The following is a 16,012-nucleotide window of genomic DNA, read 5'->3' on the forward strand; positions in this document are numbered from 1 at the left end:
GCGGCACTGCGGAGGGATCGCTGCGGCGGCGACGGGGCACCGGCGGACCGGCGCCCCACGACGGCAGGTGTCAGCGCTCCTCGACCGGGATGAAGTCGCGCTCGACGACGCCGGTGTAGATCTGGCGCGGGCGGCCGATGCGGGAGCCGGGCTCCTTGATCATCTCGTGCCACTGGGCGATCCAGCCGGGCAGCCGGCCGAGGGCGAACAGGACCGTGAACATCTCGGTCGGGAAGCCCATCGCGCGGTAGATCAGGCCGGTGTAGAAGTCGACGTTCGGGTAGAGGCTGCGCGAGACGAAGTAGTCGTCGGAGAGCGCGTGCTCCTCCAGCTTCAGCGCGATGTCCAGCAGTTCGTCGGACTTGCCGAGCGCGGACAGGACGTCGTGCGCCGCCGCCTTGATGATCTTCGCGCGGGGGTCGAAGTTCTTGTAGACCCGGTGGCCGAAGCCCATCAGCCGGACGCCGTCCTCCTTGTTCTTCACCTTGCGGATGAAGGAGTCGACGTCGCCGCCGCTGGTCTGGATACCCTCGAGCATCTCCAGCACGGACTGGTTGGCACCGCCGTGCAACGGGCCCCACAGAGCGTTGATGCCGGCGGAGATGGAGGCGAACATGTTCGCCTGCGACGAGCCGACCAGACGGACCGTGGACGTCGAACAGTTCTGCTCGTGGTCCGCGTGCAGGATCAGCAGCTTGTCGAGCGCGGAGACGACGACCGGGTCGGGCACGTACTCCTGCGCCGGGACCGAGAAGGTCATGCGCAGGAAGTTCTCGACGTAGCCGAGGTCGTTGCGCGGGTAGACGAACGGGTGGCCGATCGACTTCTTGTACGCGTACGCCGCGATCGTCGGGAGCTTGGCGAGCAGGCGGATCGTGGAGAGGTTGCGCTGCCGCTCGTCGAAGGGGTTGTGGCTGTCCTGGTAGAACGTCGACAGCGCCGAGACCACCGAGGACAGCATGGCCATCGGGTGGGCGTCGCGCGGGAAGCCCCTGTAGAAGTTCTTGACGTCCTCGTGCAGCAGGGTGTGCTGCGTGATCTCGTTCTGGAACGAGGTGAGCTCGTCCACGGTCGGGAGCTCACCGTTGATCAGCAGGTAGGCGACCTCCAGGAAGGTGGAGCGCTCCGCCAGCTGCTCGATCGGGTAGCCGCGGTACCGGAGAATGCCCGCCTCGCCGTCGAGGTAGGTGATCGCGGATTTATAGGCGGCGGTGTTGCCGTAACCGCTGTCCAGCGTCACCAGACCGGTCTGGGCGCGGAGCTTCCCGATGTCGAAGCCCATGTCGCCGACGGTGCTGTCGATCACCGGGTAGGTGTACTCGCCGTCGCCGTACCGCAGTACTACAGAGTTGTCGCTCACGTCTTCCCTCACCGACGTAGTGCCTCATCTTCGAGGTTGCCCTGACTGTCTCTACCATCCCCCAATTGGCTCAGGAGAGTGCACTCGGGGTCGACCATCGGGCCTATTGACGGCACTGAGTGCCGCCAACTTGCCCATCCTGCCCCCTTGCTTCCCCATCCGGAAGTGCTCTGTGACCTTCGCGACTCATTTGATCGATCATTTTTTGTGATGCCTGCCCCGTGGAGGCGCCGCGGCGGCCGCAAGCGCTCTCACCGGGGTCTGGGCGAAAGCCGGAAGTCGAGCGCCGTGCAGCGCCGTCCCGCGGACACCGTACGCACCGCCTGACCGATCGCCTTGCGTGAGCCGACGAGGACGACCAGCTTCTTGGCCCGGGTGACCGCCGTGTAGAGCAGGTTGCGCTGAAGCATCATCCAGGCACCCGTGGTGACCGGGATCACCACCGCCGGATATTCACTCCCCTGCGAGCGGTGAATGGTCACCGCGTACGCGTGAGCCAGCTCGTCCAGTTCGTCGAAATCGTACGGAACCTCCTCGTCCTCGTCGGTCAGCACCGTCAGGCGCTGGTCGACCGGATCGAGCGAAGTGACAACGCCGACGGTGCCGTTGAAGACACCGTTCTTGCCCTTCTCGTAATTGTTGCGAATCTGGGTGACCTTGTCGCCGACGCGGAAGACCCGGCCGCCGAACCGCTTCTCCTGGAGGTCGGGCCGCCCCGGGGTGATCGCCTGCTGGAGCAGGCCGTTGAGCGTGCCGGCGCCGGCGGGGCCACGGTGCATGGGCGCGAGGACCTGGACGTCCCGGCGCGGGTCCAGGCCGAACCTCGCCGGAATCCGGCGGGCGGCCACGTCCACGGTGAGCCGCCCGGCCTCCTCGGTGTCGTCCTCGACGAAGAGGAAGAAGTCCTTCATACCGTCGGTGACCGGGTGGTGGCCGGAGTTGATCCGGTGCGCGTTGGTCACCACGCCGGACTGCTGGGCCTGGCGGAACACGCGCGTGAGGCGCACGGCGGGGATCGGGCTGCCGTCGGCGAGCAGGTCGCGCAGGACCTCGCCGGCACCCACGCTGGGCAGCTGGTCCACGTCCCCCACGAAGAGCAGGTGGGCACCCGGCGGGACCGCCTTGACCAGCTTGTTCGCGAGCAGCAGGTCCAGCATGGAGGCCTCGTCGACGACCACCAGGTCGGCCTGGAGCGGATGGTCCCTGTCGTACGCCGCGTCGCCGCCGGGCTTCAGCTCCAGCAGGCGGTGGACGGTGGACGCCTCGGCCCCGGTGAGCTCGGACAGGCGCTTTGCGGCGCGGCCGGTGGGGGCGGCGAGGACGACCCTGGCCTTCTTGGCCCGGGCCAGCTCCACGACCGAGCGGACGGTGAAGGACTTGCCGCAGCCGGGACCGCCGGTCAGCACGGCGACCTTCGTGGTCAGCGCCAGCCTGACGGCGGCCTCCTGCTCCGGGGCGAGGTCGGCGCCCGTACGGTCCTTCAGCCAGCCCAGCGCCTTGTCCCAGGCCACGTCCTGGAAGCCGGGCATCCGGTCCTCCTCCGTGCGCAGGAGACGCAACAGCTGGGCGGAGAGGGAGAGTTCGGCACGGTGGAAGGGCACGAGATAGACGGCCGTCACCGGGTCGCCGCCGTCCGGGCCGGGCACCTTCTCCCGTACGACGCCGGGGTCCTCGCCCTCCTCGGGCTCCCGGGCGAGTTCGGCGAGGCACTCGATGACCAGGCCGGTGTCGACCTGGAGCAGCTTCACCGCGTCGGCGATCAACCGCTCCTCGGGGAGATAGCAGTTGCCCTGGTCGGTGGCCTGCGACAGCGCGTACTGCAGGCCCGCCTTCACGCGCTCGGGGCTGTCGTGCGGGATGCCGACGGACTGGGCGATCTTGTCGGCGGTCAGGAAGCCGATGCCCCAGACGTCGGCCGCGAGGCGGTAGGGCTGGTTCTTGACCACGGAGATCGAGGCGTCGCCGTACTTCTTGTAGATGCGCACGGCGATCGAGGTGGAGACCTCGACGGTCTGCAGGAAGAGCATGACCTCCTTGATCGCCTTCTGTTCCTCCCAGGCGTCGGCGATCTTCCTGGTCCGCTTGGGGCCGAGCCCGGGGACCTCGATCAGGCGCTTCGGCTCCTCCTCGATGATCCGCAGGGTCTCCAGGCCGAAGTGCTGGGTGATGCGGTCGGCGAAGACCGGGCCGATGCCCTTGACCAGGCCGGAGCCGAGATAGCGCCGGATGCCCTGCACGGTGGCCGGGAGCAGGGTCGTGTAGTTCTCGACGGTGAACTGCTTGCCGTACTGGGGGTGCGAGCCCCAGCGGCCCTCCATGCGCAGCGACTCCCCCACCTGGGCGCCGAGCAGCGCGCCGACGACCGTGAGCAGGTCACCGGCGCCGCGGCCGGTGTCGACGCGGGCGACCGTGTAGCCGTTCTCCTCGTTGGCGTACGTGATGCGCTCGAGAACGCCTTCGACCACCGCCTGGTTGGACATGATCCGACGGTACCGGTGCGGGCTGACAGTCAGCGCAGCCGAGCGGTTTTCACGGCTTCGAGGAAGGCGGTGAAGGTGGGGGCGGGGAAGGTGAGGGTGGCTCGGGTGGGGGTCTTCGAGTCGCGTATGCCGACGCGGGTGGGGGTGGCGGCGAGTTCCACGCAGTTGTCGCCGTCGCCTTCGCCGGAGTAGGACGACTTCCGCCAGGTGCCCATCGGATGCCTCACAGCTCTTTCGTCAACCTGTGGATGAAGTCACGCGACCGCCCGGGATCGAGTGACAGAGCCTCAATCCTACGGAAGCGTGTTCGATAGACGTCGAGCTGAGCCTCGGAGTCGATGAAGAGCGAGCCATGGGGCGCGTCGCGCACCACCGTGTCCAGCTTGGCCACCGGGCCGCCCGCGTATGCCATGGTGCTGGAAGCCGTGGCGAAGCCGTCCAGGTCGAAGGGCACCACGCGCAAGGTGATGCGCTCCGCCTCCGAGAGCTGGAGCAGCCAGGCGAGTTGAGCCCGGGCGCCGGCACGGTCGCCGACCCTGATGCGCAGAGCCGCCTCGTGGATCACGACCTGGTGGGGGAAGGCGGCCTTGCCCTGGCGCGCCATCCGGTGCCGGACACGCCACTCGAGCTCGTCAGCGGTGAGCTCGGGAATCCTGGAGGAGAAGACCTCACGGGCGTATCCCTCCGTCTGCAGCAGGCCCGGCACGTACACAATCGCCACCTCGCGCAGGAACGTGGCGTTGTGGTCCAGTTCGGCCAGGTCCAGGAACGCATGGGGCAGCACTCCGCGGAACTCCTCCCACCAGCCCCGTGTCCGATCAGTGGCCATGGTGACCAGCGCGTCGACGAACGGTCCGTCGGCACAGGCGTAGTGGGAGGCGAGCCGACGCAGGCGCTCCTCGCTCACACCGGAGATGCCGGACTCGATCTGGCTGATCTGCACGGAGTTCACGCCCAGCAGCGCCGCCGCCTGCCGAGCGCTGAGCCCTGCCGCATCCCGCAGCCTGCGCAGTTCGGTCGCCAGCCGCAGTTGCCGCGCCGTTGGTTCGCGCCTGGTCCCCATCGACTGCTCCTTGTTTCAACGCGCCGGTCGGAGCGCCTCGTTCGGGGCCAGATTACGGGATGGACTTGCCGCGCCTTAAATAAAAGGTTTACCGTCGGTGACGCTTTCATCGCTCCGCGGAAGCGCACCGCTCCGTCCTGCCTGACCTGACGGCCGCGGCGAAGCCACCGCCGACCCCCCTCCACCGAACCGGAGTTGCCGCATGCCCGGAAACGCCTCCGAGCCCTGGGAGTACTGCCTCTCCCTCCCCAACGACCTCCGTGCCGTCACCGTCAGTCGCCGAACCCTCCGGCTGATCCTCACCGCCCACGGACTGGTCGGCCTCGTCGACGTCGCCGAACTGCTCGCCACCGAACTGGTCACCAACGCCGTCCGCCACACCAAGGGCCCCGCCGCCCTGCGGGTCCGCTGGGCGCCGCCCGGCACCCTGCGCATCGGGGCGTGGGACGCGGACCCCGAACCTCCCGAACCGCCGGTGCCGTTGGCGCGGCCGGGCGAGGCGGAGGAAGGGCGGGGACTGCTGCTGGTGCGCGCCTGCTCGCAGGTGTGGGGCTGGCACCCCCTGTCGAGACACGGCAACCGCGGCAAGTACGTGTGGTGCGAACTTGCGGCGGCGTAGGCCGTCGATCAGCGCCAACGGGAGGCGGACGGGCGCAGGCGGGGCAGCCGGTCGTACCACCTCTCCCGGCGCGTGGGTGCTGCCGCTCAGCGCCTCGTCTCGTACCGGGTCAGGACCACGCCGCCGGGGAACGTCCGCGTCTCCACCAGGTTCAGTCTCACCCAGCCGTCCAGCGCGGTGAAGAACGGCGTGCCGCTGCCCACCAGGACCGGATGGGCGGCGATCGCGTACTCGTCGATCAGCCCGGCGCGCATGGCCGCCGCCGCGAGCGTCGCGCCGCCGATGGTCATCGGGCCGCCCTCCTCGGCCTTGAGCCGGGTGATCTCGGCGATCGCGTCGCCGGTGACCAGGCGGGTGTTCCAGTCGACCTTGTCGATCGTCGAGGAGAACACCACCTTCGGCGTGTCCCGCCAGACGCGCGCGAACTCGATCTCCGCCGGGGTGGCGCCCGGCTGCTGGTCGCCGGTCGGCCAGTAGGAGCTCATCGTCTCCCACAGCTTGCGCCCGTACAGCGACAGGCCACTCGCCTGCTCGAGGTCGAGCCACCACTGGAACAGCTCGTCGCTCGGCGGTCCGCTCCAGCCGATGTCGTCACCGGGCGCGGCGATATAGCCGTCCAGGGTCAGGTTCATGCCGTAGATCAGTTTCCGCATGGCGCAGCCTTCCCTCGGTGGGTGTCCGGCGTATGGACCGGTGCGGCGCGGGAAACTCATCGGTGCGCGATCCGGGCTCGCCGGTGGCCCTCGTTCTCGGTGCTCAGCGTGGTGCACTCGGCCGACTCGGACAAGCCGCCTGATCTCGCCCCGCCGCCGCGTCGACCGTGTCGCAGGCCGGTGGCCTCGTAGGCAGGTGGCCTCGGGGACCGGTGACATCGAGGACCGGTGACATCGAGGTGGCCGACGGCGTCACCCCGTACTCGTTGGCCGAACCGGCCGCCCCCTGTGACGAGATGCCCCCGCCGGCTGCCCGCCGCCGCTTCATCACGATCCGGTATCGGGGTCTTGCGTTGCGGCCGTGTAATCGATTCCAATCGCCGGTACGCAGTCGATGTAATCGATTCCACGAGGAGGTGGAACGGCGATGGCGAGCATCAAGGACGTCGCCGCCGCGGCGGGTGTCTCCGTCGCGACGGTCTCGCGCGTCCTCAACGAGCATCCGTCCGTCAGTGCCGACGCACGCACGCGCGTGCTGGCCGCCGTCGAGGCACTGGGCTACCGCCCGAACGCCGTCGCCCGTTCGCTGCGCACCGACCAGACCCACACCCTGGGCCTGGTCATCAGCGACGTGCTGAACCCCTACTTCACCGAACTGGCCCGCTCCGTCGAGGAGGAGGCCCGCGCGCTCGGCTACAGCGTCATCATCGGCAACGCCGACGAGCGGCCCGACCTGCAGGACCACCACGTACGGAACCTGCTGGACCGCCGTATCGACGGTCTGCTCGTCTCCCCCACCGACGGCGGCTCGCCGCTCATGCTGGACGCCGTGCGCGCGGGGACGCCGATGGTCTTCGTCGACCGGTGGATCCCGGGCGTCGACGTGCCGGTGGTGCGGTCGGACGGACGGGCCGCCGTACGGGACCTCGTCGCGCATCTGCACCGGCTGGGGCACCGGCGGCTCGCGATCATCGCGGGCCCGGCCGCCACCACGACCGGCCGGGAGCGGGTGGACGCCTTCCGTGAGGCGCTCGGCGCGTACGGCCTCGCCCTGCCCGAGGCCTACATCGGGCAGGGCGACTTTCAGGCCGAGAGCGGACGGCGGGTCACCGAGGGCTTCCTCGACCTGCCGGAGCCGCCCGAGGTCGTCTTCGCCGCCGACAACCTGATGGCGCTCGGCGCGCTGGACGCGATCCGCGCGCGCGGGCTGCGGGTGCCGCACGACCTGGCGCTCGCCGCCTTCGACGACATCCCCTGGTTCGTGCACACCGATCCGCCGATCACCGCGGTCGCCCAGCCCACGGGCGAACTGGGCCGGGCCGCCGTGAAGGCGCTGGTCGACCGCATCGAGGGGCGGACCCCGCGGTCCGTCACCCTCCCCGCCCGTCTCGTCGTACGCCGCTCCTGCGGCGAGGACCCCGCCGAGAACCCCGCAAGGAACAGGAGCCAGTCGTGAGCAACGCGGACGAGTTGCTGCGCATCGAGGGCATACGGAAGAGCTTCCCCGGAGTGGTCGCGCTCGACGGCGTCGACTTCGATCTGCGCCGCGGCGAGGTGCATGTGCTCCTCGGTGAGAACGGCGCGGGCAAGAGCACACTGATCAAGATGCTCTCGGGTGCGTACACGCCCGACGCCGGCCGGATCCTCGTCGGCGGCGAGGAGGTGCGCATCCACGGTGCGCAGGACTCCGAGCGCCTCGGGATCGCCACCATCTACCAGGAGTTCAACCTCGTACCGGACCTCACGGTCGCCGAGAACATCTTCCTGGGGCGCCAGCCGCGCCGCTTCGGGATGATCGACCGCAAGACGATGGAGGCGGACGCCGAGGTCCTGCTGAAGCGGGTCGGCGTCCAGGTGTCGCCCCGCGCGCGCGTCCGCGAACTCGGCATCGCGCGCCTGCAGATGGTCGAGATCGCGAAGGCACTCAGCCTGGACGCGCGCGTGCTCATCATGGACGAGCCGACCGCCGTGCTCACCTCCGAGGAGGTCGAGAAGCTCTTCGCGATCGTGCGCACCCTGCGCGAGGACGGCGTGGGCGTCGTCTTCATCACCCATCACCTGGACGAGATCGCCGCCCTGGGCGACCGGGTCACGGTCGTCCGGGACGGGAGGTCCGTCGGGCAGGTCCCCGCCGCCACCCCCGAGGACGAGCTCGTACGCCTCATGGTGGGCCGCTCGATCGAGCAGCAGTACCCGCGGGAACGGGCCGGGGCCGGCGCCGCGTTGCTCACCGTCGAGGGCCTGACCCGCGACGGCGTCTTCCACGACGTGAGCTTCGAGGTGCACGCCGGCGAGGTCGTCGGCATCGCGGGGCTGGTCGGAGCGGGCCGTACCGAGGTCGTCCGGGCCGTGTTCGGCGCGGACCCGTACGACAAGGGGGCCGTGAAGGTCTCCGGGGCCACGGTGCGGCGCGGCGACGTCAACGCCGCGATGGCGGCCGGCATCGGGCTCGTGCCCGAGGACCGCAAGGGCCAGGGCCTGGTGCTGGACGCCTCCGTGGAGCAGAACCTCGGCCTGGTGTCGATGCGGGCCGCCACGCGCGCGGGGCTCGTCGACCTCAAGGGGCAGCACGAGGCGGCCGGGCGGATCGCCGGTCAGCTCGGTGTGCGCATGGCCGGACTCGGCCAGCACGTACGGACCTTGTCCGGCGGCAACCAGCAGAAGGTCGTCATCGGCAAGTGGCTCCTCGCCGACACGAAGGTGCTGATCCTCGACGAGCCGACGCGCGGCATCGACGTCGGCGCCAAGGTCGAGATCTATCAGCTCGTCAACGAACTCACCGCCCAGGGCGCGGCGGTTGTCATGATCTCCAGCGATCTGCCCGAGGTGCTCGGCATGAGCGACCGGGTGCTGGTGATGGCGCAGGGCCGGATCGCCGGCGAACTCCCGGCCGGCGAGGCCACGCAGGACGCCGTGATGGCCCTCGCCGTCAGCAACCCCACGACCGGAACGGAGGCCAGCCGTGGCCACTGACACGCTCAAGAGCGCGACGGGTGCCGGTGGCGCCACGAGCGGCCTGCGCCGCCTGCTGCTCGACAACGGCGCGCTGACCGCGCTGATCGTCCTGCTCATCGCCCTGTCGGCGCTGTCCGGGGACTTCCTGACGACGGACAACCTGCTCAACGTGGGCGTACAGGCGGCCGTGACCGCCGTGCTCGCCTTCGGTGTCACCTTCGTGATCGTCTCTGCGGGCATCGACCTGTCGGTCGGCTCGGTGGCGGCCCTGTCGGCCACCGTGCTCGCCTGGAGCGCCACGTCGCACGGCATACCGGTCGTCCTGGCCGTCGTGCTGTCCGTGCTGACCGGCATCGCGGCCGGTCTCGTCAACGGCTTCCTGATCGCGTACGGGAAGCTGCCGTCGTTCATCGCGACGCTCGCCATGCTCTCGGTGGCCCGCGGTCTGTCGCTGGTGATCTCCGGGGGCTCCCCGATCCCGTTCCCCGACTCGGTCTCGCACCTCGGCGACACCCTGGGCGGCTGGCTGCCCGTGCCGGTGCTGGTCATGATCGTGATGGGGCTGACGGCGGCCTTCGTGCTCGGGCGGACCTACATCGGCCGTTCCATGTACGCGATCGGCGGCAACGAGGAGGCGGCGCGCCTCTCCGGCCTGCGCGTGAAGAAGCAGAAGCTCGCCATCTACGCCTTCTCCGGTCTGTTCGCGGCGGTCGCCGGCGTCGTGCTCGCCGCCCGTCTGTCCTCCGCGCAGCCGCAGGCCGCCGACGGATACGAGCTGGACGCGATCGCCGCCGTCGTCATCGGCGGCGCCTCCCTCGCCGGCGGCACCGGCAAGGCGTCCGGCACCCTCATCGGCGCGCTGATCCTGGCGGTGCTGCGCAACGGCCTCAACCTGCTGAACGTCTCCGCCTTCTGGCAGCAGGTCGTCATCGGTGTCGTCATCGCGCTGGCGGTGCTCCTGGACACGCTGCGGCGCAAGGCCGGGGCGACCCCGGTGGCCGCGGGCGCGGGCGGCAACAAGGGCCGGCAGGCGGGGACGTACGCGCTCGCGGCGGTCGTCACCGTCGCGCTGGTGGGCGCGACGTCCTTCCTGCACGGCGGCTCGAACTCCACCACCCCGAAGATGGGCCTGTCGCTGTCCACCCTCAACAACCCCTTCTTCGTGCAGATCCGGTCGGGCGCCCAGGCCGAGGCGAAGCGGCTGGGCGTGGACCTGACCGTCACCGACGCCCAGAACGACGCCTCGCAGCAGGCCAACCAGCTGCAGAACTTCACCAGTTCGGACCTAGGCGCGATCATCGTCAACCCGGTGGACTCGGACGCGGCGGGCAACTCGGTGAAGGCCGCCGACCAGGCGAACATCCCGGTCATCGCGGTCGACCGCGGCGTCAACAAGGCCGCCGTGGACGCCCTGGTGGCCTCCGACAACGTCAAGGGCGGCGAGCTGGCGGCGAAGACGATCGCCGAGAAGCTGGGCGGCCGGGGCAGGATCGTGATCCTGCAGGGCCAGGCGGGCACGTCCGCGGCCCGCGAACGCGCGGCGGGCTTCGCGGCCGGGCTCAAGGCCTACCCGGGTCTGAAGGTCGTCGCCCAGCAGCCGGCCGACTTCGACCGCACCAAGGGCCTCGACGTGATGTCGAACCTGCTCCAGGCGCACCCGGACGTCCAGGGCGTCATCGCCGCCAACGACGAGATGGCCCTCGGGGCGGTCAAGGCGCTCGGTTCCAAGGCCGGGAAGTCGGTCCAGGTCGTCGGATTCGACGGCACCCCGGACGGGCTCAAGGCGGTCGAAGGGGGCACTCTGTACGCATCCGTGGCACAACAGCCCTCGCAGCTGGGCAGGATCGCCGTGGACAACGCGCTGAAGGCGCTGCAGGGCAAGAAGGTCGAGGAGACGGTGAAGGTGCCGGTGAAGGTGGTCACGAAGGCCGACGTGGCCGGCTTCAGCGGCTGACGACGGACGGGCGGGCGGTCAGGGGGACCGCCCGCCCCAGGTGATCTCTCAGGGAGTCTTGTTGATGTACGGGGAGTCCTTCTGATGTACGACTACGACCTGCTGGTCGTGGGGTCGGCCAACGCCGACCTGGTGATCGGAGTCGAGCGCCGGCCCGGTGCCGGTGAGACCGTGCTCGGCTCCGACCTGGCCGTCCACCCGGGCGGCAAGGGCGCGAACCAGGCGGTCGCGGCCGCCCGGCTCGGCGCCCGTACGGCCCTGCTGGCCCGGGTCGGCGACGACGCGTACGGCAGACTGCTGCTCGACTCGCAGCGCGAGGCCGGTGTCGACACGGTGGGCGTGCTGGTGGGCGGGGCGCCGACGGGCGTCGCGCTGATCACCGTGGACCCGTCGGGCGACAACAGCATCGTGGTCTCGCCGGGCGCGAACGGCAGGCTCGCGCCGGCCGACGTCCGGGCCGCCGCGTGCCTGTTCCAGGCCTCGCACGTGGTCTCGGCGCAGCTGGAGATCCCGCTGGAGAGCGTCGTGGAGGTGGTCCGCGCGCTCTCGCCCGGCAGCCGCTTCGTGCTCAACCCGTCCCCGCCGCGGCCCCTGCCGCCGGAGGTGCTGGCGGCCTGCGACCCGCTGATCGTCAACGAGCACGAGGCGAAGGTGGTCCTGGGCGAGGCGTGCGTCTCGGACCGCCCGGCGGACTGGGCCCGGCTGCTGCTGGCCAAGGGGCCGCGCTCGGTCGTGGTCACCCTGGGCGCGGAGGGCGCGCTGGTGGCCTCCGCGGACGGCGTCGCGCGGGTGCCCTCGGTGAAGGTCGACGCGGTGGACACGACCGGTGCGGGCGACGCGTTCACGGCGGCGCTCGCCTGCCGGCTCGGGGCGGGAGCGCCCCTCGACCGGGCCGCGGCCTACGCGGCCCGGGTGGGCGCGGCCGCCGTCACCAGGGAGGGCGCGCAGGTGTCGTTCCCGACGGCCGAGGAGGTCGACGCGCTGTGAAGAAGGCGGGAATCCTGAACCGTCATCTCGCGGGCGCCCTGGCCGAGCTGGGTCACGGCGACGCCGTCCTGGTGTGCGACGCGGGCATGCCGATCCCCAAGGGGCCGCGCGTGGTCGACCTCGCCTTCCGCGCCGGGGTGCCGTCCTTCGCGGAGGTCCTCGACGGCCTGCTGGCCGAGCTGGTGGTGGAGAGCGCCACGGCTGCGACGGAGCTGCACGACGCCAACCCGCCGGCCGCGGACCTGCTCGACGAGCACTTCCCCGAGCTCGGCCTGGTGCCGCACGAGCGGCTCAAGGAGCTGTCGGCCGACGCCCACCTGATCGTCCGCACGGGAGAGGCCCGGCCGTACGCCAACGTGCTGCTGCGCTGCGGCGTCTTCTTCTGACGACCGACAGCGGCCCCGCCCACGGCGTGGACGGAGGCGCGGGCACATTCGAGGGGGCCCGGTCCGTCGACCGGGCCCCCTCGGCTTTTCCCCTCCACCATCAGAACCCCCCGCGATCCCCCCAGATCCCCCTCCGAGAAGTCCTGATGCCAAGTACGACCCGCAAGGTGAGGGAAGGGTTGCACGGCTTTCTCAGATTTCTTTCGCGGCCCCCCGTCCGCTCATGTGTGCGCCACGAACCGCCGCGCCGTCTCCGCCAGCACCTCCCGGCCGTCCCGTGCCCACAGGACCTCGTTGAACAGTTCGACCTCGACGGGGCCGGTGTAGCCGGCGGCCTCCACGTAGCCCTTCCACTCGCGCATGTCGATCGAGCCGTCGCCGAGCTGGCCGCGGCCGTTGAGGACGCCCTCGGGCAGCGGGGTGGTCCAGTCGGCGAGCTGGAAGGTGTGGATGCGGCCGCCGGCGCCCGCGCGGGCGATCTGGGCGGGGGCGTTGTCGTCCCACCAGACGTGGTACGTGTCGACGGTGACGCCGACCTGCTGGGCGGGGAAGCGTTCGGCCAGGTCGAGGGCCTGGGCGAGGGTCGAGACCACGCAGCGGTCGGCGGCGTACATGGGGTGGAGCGGCTCGATGGCCAGCCTCACCCCGTGCTCCTCGGCGTACGGGCCCAGCACCGCCAGTGCGTCGGCGACGCGCTCCCGCGCACCGTGCAGGTCCTTGGAGCCTGCCGGGAGGCCGCCCGAGACCAGGACGAGGGTGTCCGTGCCGAGCGCCGCGGCCTCGTCGACAGCGCGCCGGTTGTCGTCCAGCGCCCGCGACCGCTCCCGCGGGTCGATCGCCGTGAAGAAGCCTCCGCGGCACAGGGTCGTGACGGCCAGGCCCGCGTCGCGGACCAGCTTCGCCGTCGCCTCGACGCCGTACGACCGGACCGGCTCGCGCCACAGGCCCACGCCCGGGACGCCCAGCTCGACGCAGGCCGCGACGAGTTCGGGCATCGAAAGCTGCTTCACGGTCATCTGGTTGACGGAGAAGCGGGACAGGTCACCGGCGGCGCTCACTGGTTCACTCCGTACAGGCTCAGCAGGTTCTTCATCCGTTCCTCGGCCAGCTTCGGGTCCGGGAACAGGCCCAGCCCGTCGGCGAGTTCGTAGGCGCGGACGAAGTGCGGCAGCGAGCGGGCCGACTGGAGGCCGCCGACCATGGTGAAGTGCGACTGGTGTCCGGCCAGCCAGGCGAGGAGGACGACGCCCGTCTTGTAGTAGCGGGTCGGGGCCCGGAACAGGTGCCGGGAGAGGTCGACCGTCGGGTCGAGCAGCTCGCGGAAGCCGGCCACGTTCCCCGTGTCGAGGACGCGTACCGCCTCGGCCGCCAGCGGGCCCAGCGGGTCGAAGACTCCGAGCAGGGCGTGGCTGAAGCCCCGCTCGTCACCGGCGATCAGCTCCGGGTAGTGGAAGTCGTCCCCCGTGTAGCAGCGCACGCCCCGCGGGAGCCGGCGGCGGATGCCGACCTCGCGCCCGGCGTCCAGCAGGGAGACCTTGACGCCCTCCACCTTGTCCGGGTGTGCGTCGATCACGTCCAGGAAGACGTCGGTCGCCGCGTCCAGGTCGCCCGCGCCCCAGTAGCCCTCCAGTGCCGGGTCGAACATCGGGCCGAGCCAGTGCAGGATGACCGGTCCGGACGCCTGGCGGAGGAGATGGCCGTAGACCTCCAGGTAGTCCTCAGGGCCCGACGCGGCGGCGGCCAGGGCGCGGGAGGCCATCAGGACGGCCTGCGCGCCGGACTCCTCCACCACGGCGAGCTGTTCCTCGTAGGCCGCGCGGACCTCGGCGAGCGACCCGGCGGTGATCTGGTCGGTGCCGACGCCGCAGGCGATACGGCCGCCGACCGCCCTGGCCTCGGCGGCGCTGCGCCGGATCAGCTCGGCCGCGCCCGCCCAGTCCAGGCCCATCCCGCGCTGGGCGGTGTCCATGGCCTCGGCGACGCCGAGCCCGTGGGACCACAGATGGCGGCGGAAGGCGAGGGTGGCGTCCCAGTCGACGGCGGCGGGCGCGCCGGGCGACACGTCCGCGAACGGATCGGCGACGACGTGCGCCGCCGAGAAGACCGTACGGGAGGTGAAGGGGGTCCCGGGGGTCACGGCCAGGGGCTCGGCGCGGGGCTCGTAGGCCCTGAACCCGCCCTGGAAGTCGGGGAGTCGGACGGTCACAGCTGGATCTCCGGGACGTCGAGGCGGGTGCCCTCGGCCGAGGACCTCAGGCCGAGTTCGGCGAGCTGGACGCCGCGGGCGCCGGCGAGCAGGTCCCAGCGGTAGGGGGCGTCGGCGTAGACGTGCCGCAGGAACAGCTCCCACTGGGCCTTGAAGCCGTTGTCGAACTCCTCGTTGTCCGGGATCTCCTGCCACTGGTCGCGGAAGGAGTAGGTGGCCGGGATGTCCGGGTTCCACACCGGCTTCGGGGTCATGCTGCGGTGCTGGACACGGCAGTTGCGCAGGCCCGCGACCGCCGAGCCCTCCGTGCCGTCGACCTGGAACTCGACCAGTTCGTCGCGGTTGACGCGCACGGCCCAGGAGGAGTTGATCTGGGCGATGGCCCCGCCGTCGAGTTCGAAGATGCCGTACGCGGCGTCGTCGGCCGTGGCGTCGTAGGGCTTGCCGTCCTCGTCCCAGCGCTGCGGAACGTGGGTGGCGGTGATCGCCTGGACGGACCTCACCCGGCCGAACAGCTCGTGCAGGACGTACTCCCAGTGCGGGAACATGTCGACGACGATCCCGCCGCCGTCCTCCGCGCGGTAGTTCCAGGAGGGGCGCTGGGAGGACTGCCAGTCGCCCTCGAAGACCCAGTAGCCGAACTCGCCGCGGACCGACAGGATCCGGCCGAAGAAGCCGCCGTCGACGAGGCGCTTGAGCTTGAGCAGGCCGGGCAGGAAGAGCTTGTCCTGGACGACGCCGTGCTTGACGCCTTTCCGGTGCGCGAGCCGGGCGAGGTCGAGGGCGCCCTCGAGCGTGCCGGCGGTGGGCTTCTCGGTGTAGACGTGCTTCCCGGCGGCGATCGCCTTCGTGAGCGCCGCCTCGCGGGCCGAGGTGACCTGGGCGTCGAAGTAGATGTCCACGGACGGGTCGGCCAGGACGGCGTCCACGTCCGTCGAGAAGTGCTCCAGGCCGTGCTGCTCGGCGAGCGCGCGCAGCGCGTGCTCGCGGCGGCCGAGGAGGACCGGTTCCGGCCACAGCACCTCGCCGTCCGCCAGCTCCAGGCCGCCCTGTTCGCGGATGGCCAGGATGGAGCGGACCAGGTGCTGGCGGTAGCCCATGCGTCCGGTCACGCCGTTCATGGCGATACGCACCGTCTTGCGTGTCACGTCATTCCCTTCGCCGGCGTCGTACTCAGCGTCGTACGCGGGTGTGCGCGCCGCGATGGCCCTCCTGTTGAGCGTCGCAGCAAGCGCTTTCTATCTCTCATGAGAAGCTAGCCTCTGACCACCGGTCCGGACAAGACCGTGACCGCTTCGAGTTGTTCGAGGGGACGAACAATGGGGGTATCTGGCCGTAAGGTCTGCTCG

At 70.7% G+C, this 16,012-nt stretch carries 14 protein-coding genes; 6 read left to right on the forward strand and 8 right to left on the reverse strand.

What is annotated here, in order from left to right; translation table 11 throughout:
* Positions 1–70: 70 nt before the first annotated feature.
* The 4 genes from ACIRPX_RS03495 to ACIRPX_RS03510 form a co-directional block, all read right to left on the reverse strand.
* The gene (locus ACIRPX_RS03495; protein WP_404187624.1) at positions 71–1,360 is read right to left on the reverse strand and encodes a citrate synthase; all 1,290 of its coding nucleotides are present in this window, start codon (positions 1,358–1,360) and stop codon (positions 71–73) included.
* A 251-nt stretch (positions 1,361–1,611) separates the two neighbouring features.
* Entirely contained in the window at positions 1,612–3,840 is a 2,229-nt protein-coding gene (locus ACIRPX_RS03500; protein WP_404187625.1) for an ATP-dependent RecD-like DNA helicase, read from the reverse strand.
* 29 nt (positions 3,841–3,869) lie between these two features.
* On the reverse strand, positions 3,870–4,055 hold the full coding sequence (locus ACIRPX_RS03505; RefSeq protein ID WP_404187626.1) for a DUF397 domain-containing protein: 186 nt from the start codon (positions 4,053–4,055) through the stop codon (positions 3,870–3,872).
* An 8-nt stretch (positions 4,056–4,063) separates the two neighbouring features.
* Positions 4,064–4,903, reverse strand: coding sequence for a helix-turn-helix domain-containing protein (locus ACIRPX_RS03510; RefSeq protein ID WP_404187627.1), 840 nt, complete (start codon positions 4,901–4,903; stop codon positions 4,064–4,066).
* Positions 4,904–5,105: 202 nt separating this feature from the next.
* Between ACIRPX_RS03510 and ACIRPX_RS03515 the strand changes: the two genes are divergently transcribed.
* On the forward strand, positions 5,106–5,522 hold the full coding sequence (locus ACIRPX_RS03515) for an ATP-binding protein (RefSeq protein ID WP_404187629.1): 417 nt from the start codon (positions 5,106–5,108) through the stop codon (positions 5,520–5,522).
* Positions 5,523–5,608: 86 nt separating this feature from the next.
* Here the strand turns inward: ACIRPX_RS03515 and ACIRPX_RS03520 are convergent, their stop codons facing one another.
* The gene (locus tag ACIRPX_RS03520) at positions 5,609–6,175 is read right to left on the reverse strand and encodes a dihydrofolate reductase family protein (RefSeq protein WP_404187631.1); all 567 of its coding nucleotides are present in this window, start codon (positions 6,173–6,175) and stop codon (positions 5,609–5,611) included.
* A gap of 427 nt (positions 6,176–6,602) precedes the next feature.
* Between ACIRPX_RS03520 and ACIRPX_RS03525 the strand changes: the two genes are divergently transcribed.
* From ACIRPX_RS03525 to rbsD, 5 genes are all read left to right on the forward strand, one after another.
* Entirely contained in the window at positions 6,603–7,631 is a 1,029-nt protein-coding gene (locus ACIRPX_RS03525) for a LacI family DNA-binding transcriptional regulator (protein ID WP_404187633.1), read from the forward strand.
* Positions 7,628–9,148, forward strand: a complete 1,521-nt coding sequence (locus ACIRPX_RS03530; RefSeq protein WP_404187635.1) for a sugar ABC transporter ATP-binding protein — start codon at positions 7,628–7,630, stop codon at positions 9,146–9,148. Before ACIRPX_RS03525 ends, ACIRPX_RS03530 begins: the two co-directional genes overlap by 4 nt.
* The gene (locus ACIRPX_RS03535) at positions 9,138–11,084 is read left to right on the forward strand and encodes a substrate-binding domain-containing protein (RefSeq protein ID WP_404187637.1); all 1,947 of its coding nucleotides are present in this window, start codon (positions 9,138–9,140) and stop codon (positions 11,082–11,084) included. The genes ACIRPX_RS03530 and ACIRPX_RS03535 overlap by 11 nt, the downstream gene beginning before the upstream one ends.
* A gap of 84 nt (positions 11,085–11,168) precedes the next feature.
* A complete protein-coding gene (locus ACIRPX_RS03540) occupies positions 11,169–12,071 on the forward strand; it encodes a ribokinase (protein ID WP_404187639.1) in 903 nt (300 codons plus the stop codon).
* Complete coding sequence (rbsD, locus tag ACIRPX_RS03545; RefSeq protein WP_404187641.1) at positions 12,068–12,457, forward strand: D-ribose pyranase; 390 nt, start codon at positions 12,068–12,070, stop codon at positions 12,455–12,457. The genes ACIRPX_RS03540 and rbsD overlap by 4 nt, the downstream gene beginning before the upstream one ends.
* 221 nt (positions 12,458–12,678) lie before the next feature.
* Here rbsD and ACIRPX_RS03550 read toward each other — a convergent pair whose 3' ends face one another.
* Genes ACIRPX_RS03550 through ACIRPX_RS03560 form a run of 3 tightly spaced genes read right to left on the reverse strand, consistent with a single transcriptional unit; the run spans position 12,679 to position 15,811 of the window.
* Complete coding sequence (locus ACIRPX_RS03550; protein ID WP_404188260.1) at positions 12,679–13,473, reverse strand: sugar phosphate isomerase/epimerase family protein; 795 nt, start codon at positions 13,471–13,473, stop codon at positions 12,679–12,681.
* Between the two features lie 38 nt (positions 13,474–13,511).
* Positions 13,512–14,663 (reverse strand): dihydrodipicolinate synthase family protein, encoded by a 1,152-nt coding sequence (locus tag ACIRPX_RS03555; protein ID WP_404187643.1) that lies wholly within the window; start codon positions 14,661–14,663, stop codon positions 13,512–13,514.
* Positions 14,660–15,811, reverse strand: a complete 1,152-nt coding sequence (locus ACIRPX_RS03560; protein ID WP_404187645.1) for a Gfo/Idh/MocA family protein — start codon at positions 15,809–15,811, stop codon at positions 14,660–14,662. Before ACIRPX_RS03560 ends, ACIRPX_RS03555 begins: the two co-directional genes overlap by 4 nt.
* Between the last annotated feature and the right edge of the window lie 201 nt (positions 15,812–16,012).

The organism is Streptomyces sp. NPDC101225 (genome assembly GCF_044767585.1).
Taxonomy (GTDB): Bacteria; Actinomycetota; Actinomycetes; order Streptomycetales; family Streptomycetaceae; genus Streptomyces.

Coding starts and splice junctions, on each gene's coding strand:
- ACIRPX_RS03500 (WP_404187625.1), bottom strand. CDS start 3,840: ATGTCCAACCAGGCGGTGGTCGAAGGCGTTCTCGAGCGCATCACGTAC.
- ACIRPX_RS03505 (WP_404187626.1), bottom strand. CDS start 4,055: ATGGGCACCTGGCGGAAGTCGTCCTACTCCGGCGAAGGCGACGGCGAC.
- ACIRPX_RS03510 (WP_404187627.1), bottom strand. CDS start 4,903: ATGGGGACCAGGCGCGAACCAACGGCGCGGCAACTGCGGCTGGCGACC.
- ACIRPX_RS03515 (WP_404187629.1), top strand. CDS start 5,106: ATGCCCGGAAACGCCTCCGAGCCCTGGGAGTACTGCCTCTCCCTCCCC.
- ACIRPX_RS03520 (WP_404187631.1), bottom strand. CDS start 6,175: ATGCGGAAACTGATCTACGGCATGAACCTGACCCTGGACGGCTATATC.
- ACIRPX_RS03525 (WP_404187633.1), top strand. CDS start 6,603: ATGGCGAGCATCAAGGACGTCGCCGCCGCGGCGGGTGTCTCCGTCGCG.
- ACIRPX_RS03540 (WP_404187639.1), top strand. CDS start 11,169: ATGTACGACTACGACCTGCTGGTCGTGGGGTCGGCCAACGCCGACCTG.
- ACIRPX_RS03550 (WP_404188260.1), bottom strand. CDS start 13,473: ATGACCGTGAAGCAGCTTTCGATGCCCGAACTCGTCGCGGCCTGCGTC.